This window comes from Psychrobacter sp. CX18 (assembly GCF_057396215.1).
The window spans coordinates 101,521-118,451 of the sequence record NZ_JBXYJH010000013.1; the positions used below are offsets into that span (position 1 = coordinate 101,521).

Sequence of the window (16,931 nt, forward strand, 5' to 3'; positions counted from 1 at the left end):
TTAAGGATAGGCAAGAATCAATGCTATAAAATACATGCTATAAATAGTCGGTTTAATCAGCATGACTAAGATAAGTTATTTGAAAGAACTGGTATGACCATAAAAAAACCCACTACTATGTTGCTAATGAGTAGTGGGTAATCAGTTATCAGTTATCAGTTTTTAAGTAAAGTGAAGTAATATAAATAAATTCAACGCTTCGTATTAAATCCTGAGCTATTAGCGAACTATTGCACGATATTTCACTGCTGCCGTCTCATTCACACCCAACCCTTCGATAGTCCAACGCAAATGCTTATAATACTCAAGTGGCACATCTTTTACTTGTCCATCCACACGACCTCGTAATGGCATACGGTTGAAACTTTTGCCATCAAGACTGGCGGACGCGGTATCTGGATACACTTGTCCCACCAGCTTCAAATCATCAGGAATGTTCATCGTAACGTCCATTTTGCGCATACGATCATCACCATTATTAGTAATATAGGTATAATACTCAATCACATTACCCTTTTGTAGACGCGTATTCGCAATTATAGGTTTTAATACTGGATTACCTTGATTATCAATACTAACCAAAGCAGCAACCGTTTTGGTAGTGATAGCACTCGCTTGATTTTGAGTGGTGCGCGACTGCTGCATAATCTGGGTATTGGTCTGATTGCTGGGATTGCTCATTTCTGGCTCAGGGGTAGGCAACATTGCGTGAGCGCTTAGAGTACCTGCTAACATTAGCGTAGCAATGGCGGTAATGCCACCAAATTTAGAGGCAGCTCTAGAAGAGGTTGAAGTGTAAGATTTCATAAAAGATCATTCCTATATCGATTGTTAGGGTATACTTATTTTAAGCCTATATGTAGACTAGCATTGATCAATATTTTTGTATAGTTTAATGATTATCAGACTAAGTTGCACCTGTTCTTGTGATTAATTTGATGATAAAGGGCCAGTTTGAGCATGCGTTCTAAAAGAAAAATTGGTGTAACATTATCCTTAAAACCACACTGTTTTTAAGCTGATAGGTTTTATGCATACAAGTTTTAAGCTTATAGCTTTTATACTTAGACTTTTATACTTAGACTTTTATACTTAGACTTTTATACTTAGAAGGTAGCTTACGTGGTGAATATTAAACAGACCCTTTAACAAACTGTTATGCCTTTATAAACTTAAGTATACTAATTTAACTATACGTCTTAAGACACTCATGTTAGATCTAAAACACAGTTCTTAGCAATATCAATGCTTAGCAACAACTGTGCTAGCAACGATAGTATGGAACAATTTAAGGTAACTATCTATATTCAGCTGTAATATGCTGTGTAAATTAAGTCTTTGTCTGTGTGCTTGTTAAAATAAAGATAGCTCAACACTGTATTTTTTGCTATCGTTAAAGCGTTTTTAGTTTTTCTTAGCCCTAAGCCTAATGTGATATTTTGATATGATTGATACTGCTATGCCACAAATTACCCCAGACTATGTCCATTGGTTTCGTAACTCTGCCCCTTATATCAATACGCATCGAGGCAAGACGTTCGTCATCATGTTTGGCGGTGAAGCTGTAAATCACCCCAATTTCAGTAACTTAATCCATGATTTTGCGCTATTACATAGCCTCGGTATAAAACTGGTACTGGTTCATGGTGCCCGCCCGCAAATTGAGAAAAATATAGCCGCTCTCGGTGTAGACTCTCCTCTGCATAATGATATCCGTGTCACCCCTAAAGAGGCTATGCCTACCATTCTTGAAGCGGTCGGTGCTATTCGCTTACAGATAGAAGCACAGCTGTCGATGGGACTGGCAAATTCACCTATGTATGGTTCACGCATTGATGCCGTTTCTGGCAACTTCGTTACCGCTAGACCGTATGGGGTTCGTGATGGCGTTGACTATCAAATGACGGGTGAAGTGCGCTCCATTGACACTGAAGCCATTAGAAACAACCTAATACATAATCATATTGTGATTCTAGGCTCGATGGGCTACTCCGCAACTGGTGAAGTTTTTAACTTACTAGGAGAAGATGTTGCTTTATCGGCTGCCGTTGCTCTTAATGCTGATAAACTTATTTTCTTAGGCAGTGAAACCGGTATTAATGAAGAAGGTCGCTTATTACATGCCATGATTCCAAATGAAGTGGACCGCTTCTTACGTGATCGCAATTTAGACCGTGAAATATATTATTTCTTACATTGTGCTGCCGATGCTTGCCGTGCAGGTATTCACCGCACTCATATTATTTCTTATGCTCAAGATGGTGCTTTACTTGAAGAGCTGTTTACCCGAGATGGATCTGGCACTCTAATCAGTCATGACCCCTATGAAGAGATCCGCCGAGCGACTATCGATGATGTGGTGGGTCTACTTGAGCTATTATCACCTTTAGAAGAACAGGGTATTTTAGTCCAGCGGTCTAAAGAGCGATTAGAGCAAGAGATCGAGTCTTATAGTGTTATTGAGCGTGATGGTATGATTTTAGGATGCGCCGCTTTATATCCTTTAGATGAGGACTCCGCTGAAGTTGCTTCTATCGCTATTCATCCAGATTATCGCAATGGCAGTAGAGGGACAGATTTACTCGCCTTTTTAGAACAACAGGCCCGCAGTCATGGTCGTCATCATCTATTTGCATTGACCACTCGGACTTCTCATTGGTTCGTCGAACAAGGTTTTGTTGAAGTCAATGCGGATACCTTACCTGAGCCGCGTCGCACCGCTTATCATAATGGTCGAAACTCCAAAGTCTTTCAAAAAAGACTCTAAAGTTTTACACAACTTTCAAAAAAATACCTGCTCATGAGAAGCAGGTATTTTTTTGAATCTTGAAGCTAAAATCTTGATATAGTCAAAGAAGTCTAAAATGGTGACAAGGCAACCGAGTGTAAGTACTACTGTAGTAGGCTTAATGAGGTTAACACTGTAACCGTTTAGTAGTTCGCTGACTATAAAACCGTCAAACTATTGAGCTGGTTGCTCAGGCATTTTAGGGTTAACCTCTATCATTTGTACCTTAAATATTAAGGTGCTATTTGGCTCAATCCCTGGACTGCCTGTTTCCCCATATGCAAGGTCAGCAGGAATGTATAATTCATACTCGCCCCCCTCTTTCATCAAAGTTAACCCTTCGGTAAACCCAGGTATCATACCTTGTACTGGGAATACGACAGGCTCACCTCTGTCAAAAGAGCTATCAAATACAGTGCCATCAAGCAATTTGCCTTCATAGTTAATTTTTACCACATCACTTTCGCTTACTGACTTACCAGTACCTGGCTTTAGTACCTTATACTGTAATCCAGATTCAGTGGTTTTAACGCCTTCTTTTTTAGCATTCTCTGCAAGAAACTTGTCACCGGCTGATTTATTGGTAACCGCTGATTGTTTCATTTTTTCCATGATTTCGGCTTGTTTCTTCTCTTCATACTTCGTCATTACATCTTGCATTTGCTCTTTGGTCAAAGCTGCCTTCTTTTCACCATAGGCATCACGGAAGCCTTGCTCAAAAGTCTCAAGATTGAGATCGTCTAACGTATCTCTATAACTTTCAGCAGTCGCAAAGCCGATACTATAGCCTACTTTTTCAAGTTCGGAGCTGCTTTCTGTTACTGTCGCGCTCGACCCATTCTGATCTGCTTTATTGCCATTATTAGCACAGCCAAATGAAACGAGCGACGTCAAAATCGCTATTGTTAAGACTTTTGGAACCATTACTTTTTTCATAAGACATTATCTCTACAGTGAATTGAAACGCTAACTTAGTTTGTAAAGTTAGGGTGTTAGCTTATTTAGGTTATTTAGGCATAAGGGCGAGAAGAAACTATATAGATTATTATCGCAACATAACATTTTATGTCCTCAAACTATGGCAGTCATATTATCAAACTTGGCACTGAATCACCATATAGCAGCACTAAATAGAACTACTAATGTATAGAAAATGTTAACATATGGGCACTATGTCACATCTTATCGCTTATATTTAAGCACATCTGATAGAAAGCTATTTATTATTGTTAATTATTCCGCTAAAGTGTAGTGTAAACTATCGATTGTAAAATAAGCGATATTTCGGCAGTGTCTAAAAAGTATAGTTTTTATTAACTTAAGTTAAGTTTTATTTTATTATAAAAAACTTTAAGTAACTGATTTGATTTGACACTGTTATGAAACTTTGGTTTCTCATATTTATTGTTTTATTTTTAATGAAGTTAGCTTATCTAGTATACTGCTACTTCAATTTTATTCAAAAGTTAGATTAAAAACTACAAAACTATTATATAGAAGTGTGACTACTTGCCACTTTTATCTTTTTGCAAACTTTATAGGAGTAACAACATGGATAACATGTTTGTTTGGTTTAATAATAATTTAGGCGGACCAATTGGCTCGATTATCGCAGCTATTCTGGTTTTTGTCATTGGCTGGTTAATTGCCATGGCCTTAGCTGGTGTGGTTCGTAACTTGCTATCACGCGTGAACCTAAATCAACGTATGAATAGCTCAACGGGTAAAACATACGATATTGAGAATATTATCTCGAAAGTTGTTTTTTGGTTTATTTTCTTAATGGCCATATCTGGTGCATTAAGTATGCTTAGTCTAAATGCTATTTCAGCTCCATTTGCGAATATGATTGATAGCGTTTTATCCTTTATACCAACGCTTTTAGGTGCTGTGATTATTGGTGTGATTGGTTGGGTAGTGGCTACTGTTGCCCGTACCGCTATTAATGCTGCCTTATCAAAAACCACTTTAGATGAAAAGCTGAGCGCTGAAGCTGGTGTTCAACCTATGAGTGGTACGATCGCTGATATGGTTTACTGGGTGATCTTGCTTTTCGTTCTCGTCATCGTTTTAGGTCAATTGCAGTTAGATGGATTGTTTGCACCACTAAGTGCTATGCTTCATAAAGCTATTGGATATCTACCGAATATCTTCATGGCTGGTATTGTATTCTTTGTGGGCTACATCGTTGCGAAAATCGTACGCGGTATCGTAACCAACATGGTATCAAGCTTAAACCTACAAGGCTTTGCTGAGAAAGCAGGCATCAGCAATAATCGTGAAAACAGCCTACCTAGTATTGCAGGCTCACTTGCTTTCTTATTGGTTATTATTCCAACCATTATCATTGCACTAGACACCTTAAATATTGAAGTGATTTCTCGTCCAGCCACGAATATGCTGAACGAAATCATGAGTGCATTACCTAATATCTTTACAGCAGCTGCTATCTTGATCATCACTTACTTCATCATGAAAATGGTGGCAAATGTTGTTAAAGGCTTGCTTGAAAATACGACAGTTAATGCACTACCAGCGAAAGTTGGTTTAGACAGCACAATGGGTAATACTAAGATATCTGATCTTGTTGGTCATGCTATTATATTCTTTGCTATGCTGTTTGCCGGTATTCTTGCTGCAGACTTATTAGGCTTTGAACAGATTAGCGCTATCATAACCATGTTCATTGCATTTGGTGCAGACATCATCTTAGGTGCCATCATCCTATTCATCGGTTTTTGGTTAGCAAACATCATTGCTGGTGCAGTTGAGCGTTCGGATAAAGGTTCACAGTTCCTTGCAAATATTATCCGCGTCCTTATCATGGGTCTTGTGTTAGCTATGGGCTTAAAAGCAATGGGTATTGCTGACTCTATTGTTAACCTTGCTTTTGGTCTTACCTTGGGTGCCGTTGCCGTTGCCTTCGCACTATCATTTGGTCTTGGGGGTCAAGAAGCAGCCGCTCGCTTCCTACGTAAACTTCAAGATAAAGCTGAAACTGAAGCAGAGAAAGCAAAAGCTGAAAAAGCAATCGCCAACACTGAAGTTGAAACAGGTAAAGAGCCTTCGATTACAACGATCTCAGGTGATGAACCTACAACACCTAACTTTGATAACAAGTAATCGTTATTGAAGATTTGATTTATTGAAGGTTACATTTAAATATTATCGTTAAGTTGATGGTTTATAACGGTTAATTTGACGATATTTTGAATGTTCAAATGAATAAAAAGGCAGCCTTTAGGGGTTGCCTTTTTATTTGCCTTATAAGTTCACTGCTGTTTATATTGTAAGGTTAGCGTTGTCACACTTTAGTTATAACGAAGTCTAGGGTTTGTATATATTATCCTTTATACAGGGTTGCTATACTTGCGGTTTCTTGTCAAAATCATACAAGCAGTGTCAATGGTAACTATAAGGGTTTGTATTTTATGAAACGTTTTAATGATAAAGCTGTGATAATAACCGGTGCAGACTCAGAAATTGGAAGAGTCACGGCTTTAAGACTCGCTCGAGAAGGCGCTAATGTTATTTTAATTGGTATGAATAGTGATGTATTAAGTGATATCGCTGAGGAATTGCCCCTTGATCATACGTGGATTAATGCCGGCAACCATTTGACCGTGACTTCCGATATTAATAATAAACAGCAAACTGCTCAACTGGTAAATTATGTGGTTGATAAATATGAAAAAGTGGACGCTTTAATTAATCTAAATACCAACTTTGATATTGAGCAAGCCCTATTGTCTGAACTGATCAAAACCAAAGGTAACATAGTTAATGTATCCTTGATTTCAGAGACACAAGGTGGTTGGGGTATAGAAGGCTATGGCTCAAATCACACAGAATTTACAAAAAGAGCCAGTGAGCTTGCCTTAGAATATGGTCGTCAAGGAATGAGGGTAAATGCTGTTATTGCAGGCTTAACAACTGAACACCAGGATGAGGAGGTAAACGTCTCACAATTTTTAGCTCAGAGTCCGTTAGGAGAGTTAATAGAACTAGAGGCCATTACCGATGCGATAGCCTTTTTAGCGAGTGCTGATGCTAGTATGATTACAGGGGTGACCCTACCTGTAGATGGTGGTTTTAGTCTAACAATTGACTAAGTCATTCTAAATGTTTAATGGTTAACGTTATACCAAATCTTAAAATCATCCTATGTAGTAAGGCAAGTCCAAACGTAACAAAGCAAACACTATAAATAGTAGGTTCATGAGTCTGACCGAATTTAACAAGCATAGGATAGGTTATTTTATACAAAAGGTATTTCTATAAAAAAAGACCTGCTAACTGCAGGTCTTTTAATTTGAGTAAAACCAATTTAGTCAGTATCTGAATCGTTTAATAGTCACATTTTATTGATATCTTGTAGTGGCTGAGCCATCTTTTCGGGATGCTTAGGTACCACCCCTTTATATTGTTCCAAAATAAATGCCACATCTTCTTCATAGTTCCCTGTCGGATAAACAGGCGTCATAAATCGAATCTCTTTGGTTTTATAATCCATCGCGACAGGGATAATAGGCACCCCTGCCCCATGGGCAATATAATAAAACCCTGTTCTCAACTTATCTGTATAGTTTCTGGTACCCTCTGGCGCCAATCCTAAGTATAGTGTTTCACTGGAGTTAAACCGATCTATACTGGCTTGTAAAACGGTACCATTTTTGCTTCGGTTGATAGGAACAATACCTGCCCACTTAAAAAAAGCAGCCAATAACGGATATTTAAACAAGCTATCCTTACCAAGGAGTTTAATATCTAAATCGAGACCAAGCACCAGTGGGATCGCATAGAGGCCATCAAAGTTTGAAGTATGAGGTAGGGCAAGGAAAACGGCTTTAGGGACATTTGGGATATCTCCAACCGCTTTCCAGCCCATAGCCTTAAGAATAGCACGTGACAAAGGCGGCGCAATCTTGCCTCCACGTCTAGGAACCTTGTTACCTAACCCCTTATGGGTAAGTCGCTTCCTAATGTTTACCAATGCATTTTTCGATGCTTCTCGTTTAGACATTATGTTGTATCCTTACTCTTATTTCCATTAGTTAAAATCTATAATAGCAAATCTTGAAATTAACCTATCAAGGCGATTGCAAACGCAAAAATAGTTATTGTTGTAGGTTACCGTCACTATAAATTTTGCTTGTGACTATACCACAATATCAGCAAGATCCCCTTTGCTCTCAAGCCATGTTTTGCGATCAGAGGCACGTTTCTTTGCAAGCAACATATCCATTATATTATTGGTAAGTTGCATATCATCCATATCTAACTGCACCAATCTTCGCGTATCAGGGTTCATCGTTGTCTCACGTAACTGCTCAGCACTCATCTCACCGAGACCTTTAAATCGGGTAATTTGAGGTTTTTTATTACCGGATACATTGCCCAAAATATGCTCAAGCTCGCTTTCATCCAGCGCATAGTGTACCTCTTTACCGATATCAATGCGATAAAGAGGCGGCATGGCGACAAACAGATGCCCTGCGTCTACCAAAACAGGAAAGTGTTTGACAAATAAAGCACATATCAAGGTCGCAATATGCAGACCGTCAGAGTCTGCATCCGCTAAGATACATACCTTGTCATAACGTAGCTCAGACAAATCATCTGATGCAGGATCAACACCTATCGCTATCGCAATATCATGGATTTCACGACTAGACAGCACCGTATCAGGTGACACTTCCCACGTGTTTAGAATCTTACCACGTAGCGGAAGTATTGCTTGGAAATGACGGTCTCGAGCCTGTTTTGCACTGCCACCTGCTGAGTCCCCCTCTACCAAGAATAACTCTGCACCGTCTCGTACACCCCCTCGGCAGTCGGCTAGTTTGCCCGGCAGCGCAGGACCTTGACTAATCTTCTTGCGCGCCACTTTTTTAGCAGATTTTAATCGTCTGCCCGCTTTTGAAATAGCTAATTCGGCAATTTGAGTGCCTAGTTCTGCATGTTGATTAAGCCACAAACTAAACGCATCTTTAGCTTGTACTTGAACGGCTCCGGCAGCTTCACGACTCGATAGACGCTCTTTAGTTTGCCCAGAGAACTGTGGCTCAGAGAACTTTAGGGATAAAATATAGTTAACACCGTCCCAAACGTCTTCTCCTGTCAATTTAACACTTCTAGGCAACAAGTTATGGATATCACAAAATTCCCGTAAAGCCTCTAAAATACCGGTGCGCAGACCATTAACGTGCGTACCACCTTGTGCAGTAGGAATCAAGTTAACGTAGCTTTCTTGGATAGGTACACCACCCTCTGGTATCCAAGACAATGCAAACGTTACCCCAGCACGCTCTCCTTCTTTAGCATCATAACTAAAATAAAAGGGTTCAGGAGGCAGAGTTTCTAAGCCATCAAGTTGCTCATTAAGATACTCCACGACCCCATCATCAAACTGCCAAACAACCTTATCGTTATTAATCTCGTCAAAGAACTCTATGGTTAAACCCGCAGCCAATACCGCTTTTGCCTTTAAATTATGCTTTAATTGCTTAACGCTAAATTTCGGATTGTCAAAAAAGGACTCATCAACCCAAAATCGAACCTTAGTGCCTCTTTTACGCTTATTTGAGCTGACTGACTCTGCCAAGCTAGTAACCGGAGCCCCATTCTCAAAAGCAATGTCATATTGAGTGCCATCGCGCCAGACTGTCACTTCGACTCGTTTGGATAACGCATTGACGACTGATATCCCAACACCATGCAAACCGCCCGACACTTGATAATTACTGGTGTTAAATTTACCCCCAGCATGTAAACGAGTTAGGATAATTTCTATACCGGTTTGTTTAAATTCTGGATGAATATCTGTAGGCATACCCCGACCATCATCTTCAACGGATAATGAGCCGTCACTATGAAGCTGTACCTTAATCGTTTTGGCGTGTCCTGCTAACGCCTCATCTACTGAGTTATCAATCACCTCTTGAGCAAGATGGTTCGGTCTGGTTGTATCTGTATACATACCAGGACGACGTCGGACAGGCTCTAACCCTTCTAAGACTTCAAGCGATTGAGCAGTGTATTTACTCACAATGACTTCCTTTGATGTGTGCAGTTTATATCTTAAGTTATCTATTATAACGAATATTATAATAACATTTGCGTTTCTATTAAGCTTAGCGACACTGTTTGACGTCTAAAAGTCAAAACCGCTTTATAGTCTTTAGATTGGGACAAACATTATCGCAGTAGCGAATTTAAATGAGTGATAATCATTGGTAGCTGTTCCTGAAAATCAGTCATCCGATGATCGCCACCTTGCTGTATATTGAGCTTGACACCTTGTGACTGGTAAAAATCAATAGCCACATTAGGATCTAACAACTCGTCACCTGATTTAATAATGGCTAATATCTTATTTGGATACTTAATGCTGTTTAACTTATGCTCATTAAACCAAACCATATCCCTAAGAGTTAAGTCCCATCCCCCTGAAGTACGATAGATCACTGTATCCTCTTTTGTATTACTCATATTTTTAGAGCCAGTAAATTGATCGTCTACTTTATCAACAAAACGCTGTAGACTTATATGAGGCTGGGTACTTGGGTTCAATAATATGGCGGGACAGCCTGTCTCATTACTGACCAATGAGCAAAAATATCCCCCTAATGAGCTACCTATCAGAACAACATCCTCTGTCTTCTCATTGTCAACATTGTACTCTTGAACAAAATGAGATAACCGTCGAAATACTTTATCAGGTGATTCGTTTAAATCAGGTCGTATAACAGAGATATTAGATTGATGATGTTGACAATATTGTTCAAGTAATTGGCCTTTTACGGAGTTTGCAGAACTGTCTAAGCCGTGGACATATATAATCTTCATACTCATCCCTTATATGCATTTAATGGTACGAGGTTATCATGAAAGAAATACTTGATGAAATCATGATAAAATTAATAATAAGGCAAAAGCTTATTCTACTACGTGATCAGTAAGTTTTATGCGACTAATACTTTTTTTTAGACTCGGTGTCCAAACCAAGGACTGGTAATCCATTCATGTTTAATCAAATAGAACTTTTTGAAATTGAAAATCCTTGCATTGGTATCTGCCGAAGTAATAAAAAAGGCTATTGCTTTGGCTGTTTGCGTAGCCGTCCAGAACGTCAACTTTGGTTGAAGATGACGAATGAAGAAAAGAGAGAGGTACTAAGACTCATTGTGGGACGTAAAAAGAAGATTGATCACTTGAGAAAGCGCCAAAAAGAGCAAATGGAATTGGATTTTGAAGAAGTTGAAATTGGCGATTTGTTTGAATAAAAAAGGTATGCTTGATGCATACCTTATATTTTGAACAATTGGGATTTTTAATATGAAAGTCTTAATCAGTTGCTCTCACTTACTAATATAGCACTAGGAAATAGCTCATCTCCAACATTTTCGCTTGTTACTCTAATAGTTATATCACCGCCACCTGCAACTGGGATATTATTAATATTCACAGGTATGAAACCCGTTTGTCCACCAGTGTTAAGAGCAGTATCTATCACCATTTCTTCCACCATTCCATCAGGACCATAAGCATAAGGCTTTAGCATTGGTTCTGGTAATCCAGAAACTGCTATTAGTTCGGCACTATTCAATTCTTGTCTAAACGGTGTATCGATTTGATACTGATTGCCACTACCAGTTACAACATCAATTTGGACAGTATCATTGAACTCTGAACCTACCCATTCTGGAAATTCTGTGGTGACATAGTTTGCTAGAACACTAGTAGTTACACTATATATACCATCAGGAACTGAATAAACTCTTTCCATAACCGTTTTCTGAACATCGGCATTATTAAGAGCTGTTATATCAGCACCATTTGGAGATGCAATACTGCCAAAATTATTACCGATAGTTAAATGTTTTGTCGGGTCGCCTTCAACCACTATCCAGTCACCAGAGGCAATTGTAACATCATTGATCAAGACTGATTGCTGTGCACCAGTGATAATAATACTGTTTTCATTTGCTACGAAAGGTTGCTCCTGTTTAGTATGTCCATTAATAAGTTCTTTAGTTATATCTTGAGAAGGAGTAATCGCAAACCCCATCGAGCTACCAATAGTTGAGGTATTACTATTAGTTATACTACCTAACATATTATGAAGTTGATATTGTTCTACATTTAATTCATTAGCACTGGCTAGATTAAATGCAACTCCACCTATAACTAAAACTGCAAAACTTCTAACTAATTGCTTACTATCATCTAAAAAATTATACGTTTTCATAGTTCCTATCCTTAAAAATTAGTTTTCAAACCCAATTGAGTGTTCCACCCAGAATACTCTGTATCTTTTCCAGTTGCTATTGTTGCTTTATCTTCAACTTCATAACGTTTAACACCTAATTTAAGTGTCGTATTATCCGTCGCTTTCCAATCATAGCCCACGCCATAAGTTAATTTTTGACGTCCTGCATTATATAGATCACTTGCGAAGTCGTAACTATTAGAATCAATATCCAAATAGCTTACATTAGCTTTAATAGTATGGTCAGGAATATATTCTTTAGCATATTCGGCATAAGCATAAATACTATCACCATTAATATTTTTAGACTCTTGTTCAAAATTACCTGAAATTCTATTGACGAACTTATCTGGATCTTGAGTTGTATAACGGATACCTGACACGACTCGATCATTAGTAGTAATAGCATAGATTCCTGCCAAATTGGCATCTAATCTATCCCCTTTTTCATAGTAAGGATTGCCACCAAACTCTGTCTCTTCACTGATGGTATAGGTCGCTCCACCAAGTAGTAGGAATCGGCCTCCATTGTATTGGGATTGAATGGTTATATGCTGTTGATCTCCAGGATCTAAATCATCCGAGTCATAATCAGCATTAGGGTCGTACTCGCCTAGTCTAGTATATCCATAACCTGCACCAACAATCAGACTATCCGTAAAATTATGTACCAAACTTAAACCTAAAGTCGTATTTAATCCTTCCCCAAATCTTACCTGGCTCACTAAAGCCCCATCCATAACTGCATTCTTCTCATTGCCCTTTAAAGAGTCTTGTCCAGTAGGCAAATTCCATTCAGTGTTTAATCTTATACTCGTTTTATCACTTATTGGGTTCGTATAGGCAAAACTAAAGTTAGTATCGGATACAGTTTTTACTTCCCCTGAACGATTTTCAGTCTCATTTTCTGAATCAATGTAGGCAGCCCTAAGACCTAATTCAACGTTATTTTCACGATAGGATAGGGTTATTGGTACAAACAGCTGATTACCTTTATTTATATTATTATCACCTTCCCAGTCATAATAATTAGCTTCAATATTAAAAATTAATTTATTATTTATAAAATCAATAAAACCTTGGTTATCTTGTTTAATAACTGGGGAGATAACATCGATTGATGTTTGTTGATTTTCAGCATTTAAATTCTCAGCAACTGCTACGTTAATAAAACTATATAAGAATATAGACAGCATCACTTTGTTTATCAATTCCTGACTCCTCAATTCTAGTTGATTTAGTATATTTAAATATTTTATTAGTATTTATTTAGATAATATTTAAAATATAGCAATATTATTCTGCAATGTCTATTAAAATTAATAGCTTTTTTAGAGAGTAATTAATTTAATAAAAATCTAAAGTAGTTATGTTAAATATGACTTTTCCTTAAAATGAAAACCCCCGCTCAAACTAATGAACGGGGGCTTTCAATTAAGGGGAGCTAACGTAAATCAAGATAACCTTCGAATAATTATACTACAGCTTTAGTATCGCAAAAGTCACTCAATTAGACTCTTACTCAGATTTAAAGGGTTCATCGAAGTAAGACGTCATAAAATTAGAATGGAAAAAGCTATCTAGATACCAGATCGGCCCAAAGGAAAAAGCCCCCACTCAAGATGAGCGGGGGCTTTTAAGTATAAGGAGCTGACGATGACCTACTCTCACATGGGCGAACCACACTACCATTGGCGCGACGATGTTTCACTTCTGAGTTCGAGAAGGGATCAGGTGGTTCCATCGTGCTATTGTCGTCAGCAAAGGGGGTATAGATATGAGTTGGTTAAGTTATTTACTTAACGTTGTATTGACTATAGTATCAAGAACCTGAATCAAGGTTGCTATTTATAAGCAATCATCAGGATGATATCGAAATAATTGGCAACATACTAAAACCACTTGGGTGTTGTATGGTCAAGCCAAACGAGCAATTAGTACAGGTTAGCTACACGCATCACTGCGCTTCCACATCCTGCCTATCAACGTCCTAGTCTTGAACGGCTCTTAAGGGAAATCTAATCTTGAGGTTGGCTTCCCGCTTAGATGCTTTCAGCGGTTATCCAATCCGAACGTAGCTACCGGGCAATGCCATTGGCATGACAACCCGAACACCAGCGGTTCGTCCACTCTGGTCCTCTCGTACTAGGAGCAGATCCTCTCAAATTTCCAACGCCCACGGTAGATAGGGACCGAACTGTCTCACGACGTTCTAAACCCAGCTCGCGTACCTCTTTAAATGGCGAACAGCCATACCCTTAGGACCTGCTTCAGCCCTAGGATGAGATGAGCCGACATCGAGGTGCCAAACACCGCCGTCGATATGAACTCTTGGGCGGTATCAGCCTGTTATCCCCAGAGTACCTTTTATCCGTTGAGCGATGGCCCTTCCATACAGAACCACCGGATCACTAAGACCTACTTTCGTACCTGCTCGACTTGTGGGTCTCGCAGTTAAGCGCGCTTTTGCCTTTATACTCTTTGAACGATTTCCGACCGTTCTGAGCGCACCTTCGTACTCCTCCGTTACTCTTTAGGAGGAGACCGCCCCAGTCAAACTACCCACCATACATTGTCCTCGGTATTGTTATACCTGAGTTAGAACCCCAACATGACCAGGGTGGTATTTCAAGGTTGGCTCCACAAATACTGGCGTATCTGCTTCAAAGCCTCCCACCTATCCTGCACAAGTCAGGTCAAAGTTCAATGTAAAGCTGTAGTAAAGGTTCACGGGGTCTTTCCGTCTAGCCGCGGGTACACAGCATCTTCACTGCGATTTCGATTTCACTGAGTCTCTGCTGGAGACAGCGCTGCCATCATTATGCCATTCGTGCAGGTCGGAACTTACCCGACAAGGAATTTCGCTACCTTAGGACCGTTATAGTTACGGCCGCCGTTTACTGGGGCTTCGATCAAGAGCTTCGCCTTACGGCTTACCCCATCAATTAACCTTCCAGCACCGGGCAGGCATCACACCCTATACGTCCACTTTCGTGTTTGCAGAGTGCTGTGTTTTTAATAAACAGTTGCAGCAGCCTGGTATCTGCGACTGCTAGTAGCTTACACCGCAAAGGGCTTCACCACCAGCAGCGTACCTTCTCCCGAAGTTACGGTACCATTTTGCCTAGTTCCTTCAGCAGAGTTCTCTCAAGCGCCTTGGTATTCTCTACCTGATCACCTGTGTCGGTTTAGGGTACGATTCGTTTATGACTTAAGTTTAGAAGCTTTTCCTGGAAGCATGGTATAGACCACTTCGCCAGTAAACTGGCTTGCTATCAGATCTCAGCATATAACCACCCGGATTTACCTAAGTAGTCTGCCTACATCCTTTCACCTGGACAACCATCGCCAGGCTGGTATAACCTTCTCCGTCCCTCCATCACATCATAAACAAGTATCAGAATATTAACTGATTTCCCATCGACTACGCCTTTCGGCCTCGCCTTAGGGGTCGACTCACCCAGCCCCGATTAACGTTGGACTGGAACCCTTGATCTTCCGGCGTGGATGCTTTTCACACCCATTATCGTTACTCACGTCAGCATTCGCTCTTGTGATACCTCCAGCATGCCTTACAACACACCTTCACAGGCTTACACAACGCTCCCCTACCACTTGAAACATGTTCAAATCCGCAGCTTCGGCTCCTAGTTTGAGCCCCGTTACATCTTCCGCGCGGGCCGACTCGACTAGTGAGCTATTACGCTTTCTTTAAAGGATGGCTGCTTCTAAGCCAACCTCCTAGCTGTCTATGCCTTCCCACTTCGTTTCCCACTTAACTAGGAATTTGGGGCCTTAGCTGGCGGTCTGGGTTGTTTCCCTCTCCACGACGGACGTTAGCACCCGCCGTGTGTCTCCCGGATATCACTCATCGGTATTCGGAGTTTGCATCGGTTTGGTAAGTCGGTATGACCCCCTAGCCGAAACAGTGCTCTACCCCCAATGGTGTTCGTCCGAGGCGCTACCTAAATAGCTTTCGGGGAGAACCAGCTATCACCGAGTTTGATTAGCCTTTCACCCCTATCCACAAGTCATCCCCTGGCTTTTCAACGACAGTGGGTTCGGTCCTCCGGTGCCTGTTACGGCACTTTCAACCTGCTCATGGATAGATCACTCGGTTTCGGGTCTATACCCTGCAACTAAACGCCCTATTAAGACTCGGTTTCCCTACGGCTCCCCTAACGGTTAACCTCGCTACAGAATATAAGTCGCTGACCCATTATACAAAAGGTACGCGGTCACCCAACAAGTGGGCTCCCACTGCTTGTACGCACACGGTTTCAGGTTCTATTTCACTCCCCTCACAGGGGTTCTTTTCGCCTTTCCCTCACGGTACTGGTTCACTATCGGTCAGTCAGGAGTATTTAGCCTTGGAGGATGGTCCCCCCATCTTCATACAGGATTTCTCGTGTCCCGCACTACTTAATATGCTTGCATTTATGTTTCGAATACGGGGCTATCACCCACTATGGCCAGATTTCCCACTCTGTTCTTCTACATAAAATTAAGTCGGCTCCTCCCCGTTCGCTCGCCGCTACTAGGGGAATCTCGTTTGATGTCTTTTCCTAAGGGTACTGAGATGTTTCACTTCCCCTCGTTCGCTTCCTAATAAATTAGGATACCTAACTTACGTTAGGTGGGTTTCCCCATTCAGAAACCTCCGGATCACAGATTATTGCCATCTCCCCGAAGCTTATCGCAGGCTGTCACGTCTTTCATCGCCTCTGACTGCCAAGGCATCCACCATGTGCGCTTAATTACTTGACCATACAACCCCAAAGGGTCTTTAGTCAGCAATTATAACGATATCACCTTGATAATTTACGCTTGATTCAGTTCTCTTTACTTTGTAACCAACCTCTTGGGATAACA

At 40.3% G+C, this 16,931-nt stretch carries 11 protein-coding genes and 2 rRNA genes; 4 read left to right on the forward strand and 9 right to left on the reverse strand.

Annotation, left to right across the window (positions count from 1 at the left end; all coding sequences use genetic code 11):
* Positions 1–219: 219 nt before the first annotated feature.
* A complete protein-coding gene (locus tag AC2SLT_RS11110; RefSeq protein WP_486547717.1) occupies positions 220–807 on the reverse strand; it encodes a hypothetical protein in 588 nt (195 codons plus the stop codon).
* A gap of 637 nt (positions 808–1,444) precedes the next feature.
* Here AC2SLT_RS11110 and argA point away from each other — a divergent pair.
* A complete protein-coding gene (gene argA / locus AC2SLT_RS11115; RefSeq protein ID WP_486547718.1) occupies positions 1,445–2,767 on the forward strand; it encodes an amino-acid N-acetyltransferase in 1,323 nt (440 codons plus the stop codon).
* A 195-nt stretch (positions 2,768–2,962) separates the two neighbouring features.
* Here the strand turns inward: argA and bamJ are convergent, their stop codons facing one another.
* On the reverse strand, positions 2,963–3,724 hold the full coding sequence (gene bamJ, locus AC2SLT_RS11120; protein WP_486547719.1) for a BamJ family beta-barrel-assembly machinery protein: 762 nt from the start codon (positions 3,722–3,724) through the stop codon (positions 2,963–2,965).
* A gap of 615 nt (positions 3,725–4,339) precedes the next feature.
* Between bamJ and AC2SLT_RS11125 the strand changes: the two genes are divergently transcribed.
* Both AC2SLT_RS11125 and AC2SLT_RS11130 read left to right on the forward strand, forming a co-directional pair.
* Entirely contained in the window at positions 4,340–5,911 is a 1,572-nt protein-coding gene (locus AC2SLT_RS11125; protein WP_486547720.1) for a mechanosensitive ion channel, read from the forward strand.
* A gap of 308 nt (positions 5,912–6,219) precedes the next feature.
* A complete protein-coding gene (locus tag AC2SLT_RS11130; RefSeq protein ID WP_486547721.1) occupies positions 6,220–6,900 on the forward strand; it encodes an SDR family NAD(P)-dependent oxidoreductase in 681 nt (226 codons plus the stop codon).
* A gap of 242 nt (positions 6,901–7,142) precedes the next feature.
* Here the strand turns inward: AC2SLT_RS11130 and AC2SLT_RS11135 are convergent, their stop codons facing one another.
* The 3 genes from AC2SLT_RS11135 to AC2SLT_RS11145 all read right to left on the reverse strand — a co-directional run bounded on the left by AC2SLT_RS11135 (position 7,143) and on the right by AC2SLT_RS11145 (position 10,636).
* Positions 7,143–7,811 carry a lysophospholipid acyltransferase family protein gene (locus AC2SLT_RS11135; protein ID WP_486547722.1) on the reverse strand — a complete coding sequence of 223 codons (669 nt, stop codon included), beginning with the start codon at positions 7,809–7,811 and terminating at the stop codon, positions 7,143–7,145.
* A 135-nt stretch (positions 7,812–7,946) separates the two neighbouring features.
* Positions 7,947–9,836 carry a DNA topoisomerase IV subunit B gene (gene parE, locus AC2SLT_RS11140; RefSeq protein ID WP_486547723.1) on the reverse strand — a complete coding sequence of 630 codons (1,890 nt, stop codon included), beginning with the start codon at positions 9,834–9,836 and terminating at the stop codon, positions 7,947–7,949.
* Positions 9,837–9,985: 149 nt separating this feature from the next.
* On the reverse strand, positions 9,986–10,636 hold the full coding sequence (locus AC2SLT_RS11145; RefSeq protein ID WP_486547724.1) for a YqiA/YcfP family alpha/beta fold hydrolase: 651 nt from the start codon (positions 10,634–10,636) through the stop codon (positions 9,986–9,988).
* A 176-nt stretch (positions 10,637–10,812) separates the two neighbouring features.
* Here AC2SLT_RS11145 and AC2SLT_RS11150 point away from each other — a divergent pair, with 176 nt between their 5' ends.
* Entirely contained in the window at positions 10,813–11,073 is a 261-nt protein-coding gene (locus AC2SLT_RS11150; RefSeq protein ID WP_486547725.1) for a DUF1289 domain-containing protein, read from the forward strand.
* Between the two features lie 65 nt (positions 11,074–11,138).
* On the opposite strand, the gene AC2SLT_RS11155 is transcribed toward AC2SLT_RS11150, so the two are convergent.
* The 4 genes from AC2SLT_RS11155 to AC2SLT_RS11170 form a co-directional block, all read right to left on the reverse strand.
* The gene (locus AC2SLT_RS11155; protein WP_486547726.1) at positions 11,139–12,038 is read right to left on the reverse strand and encodes a hypothetical protein; all 900 of its coding nucleotides are present in this window, start codon (positions 12,036–12,038) and stop codon (positions 11,139–11,141) included.
* 11 nt (positions 12,039–12,049) lie between these two features.
* Positions 12,050–13,270, reverse strand: coding sequence for a hypothetical protein (locus AC2SLT_RS11160; RefSeq protein ID WP_486547727.1), 1,221 nt, complete (start codon positions 13,268–13,270; stop codon positions 12,050–12,052).
* 437 nt (positions 13,271–13,707) lie between these two features.
* A 5S ribosomal RNA gene (gene rrf / locus AC2SLT_RS11165) occupies positions 13,708–13,821 on the reverse strand.
* 151 nt (positions 13,822–13,972) lie between these two features.
* Positions 13,973–16,826 (reverse strand): 23S ribosomal RNA (locus AC2SLT_RS11170).
* Between the last annotated feature and the right edge of the window lie 105 nt (positions 16,827–16,931).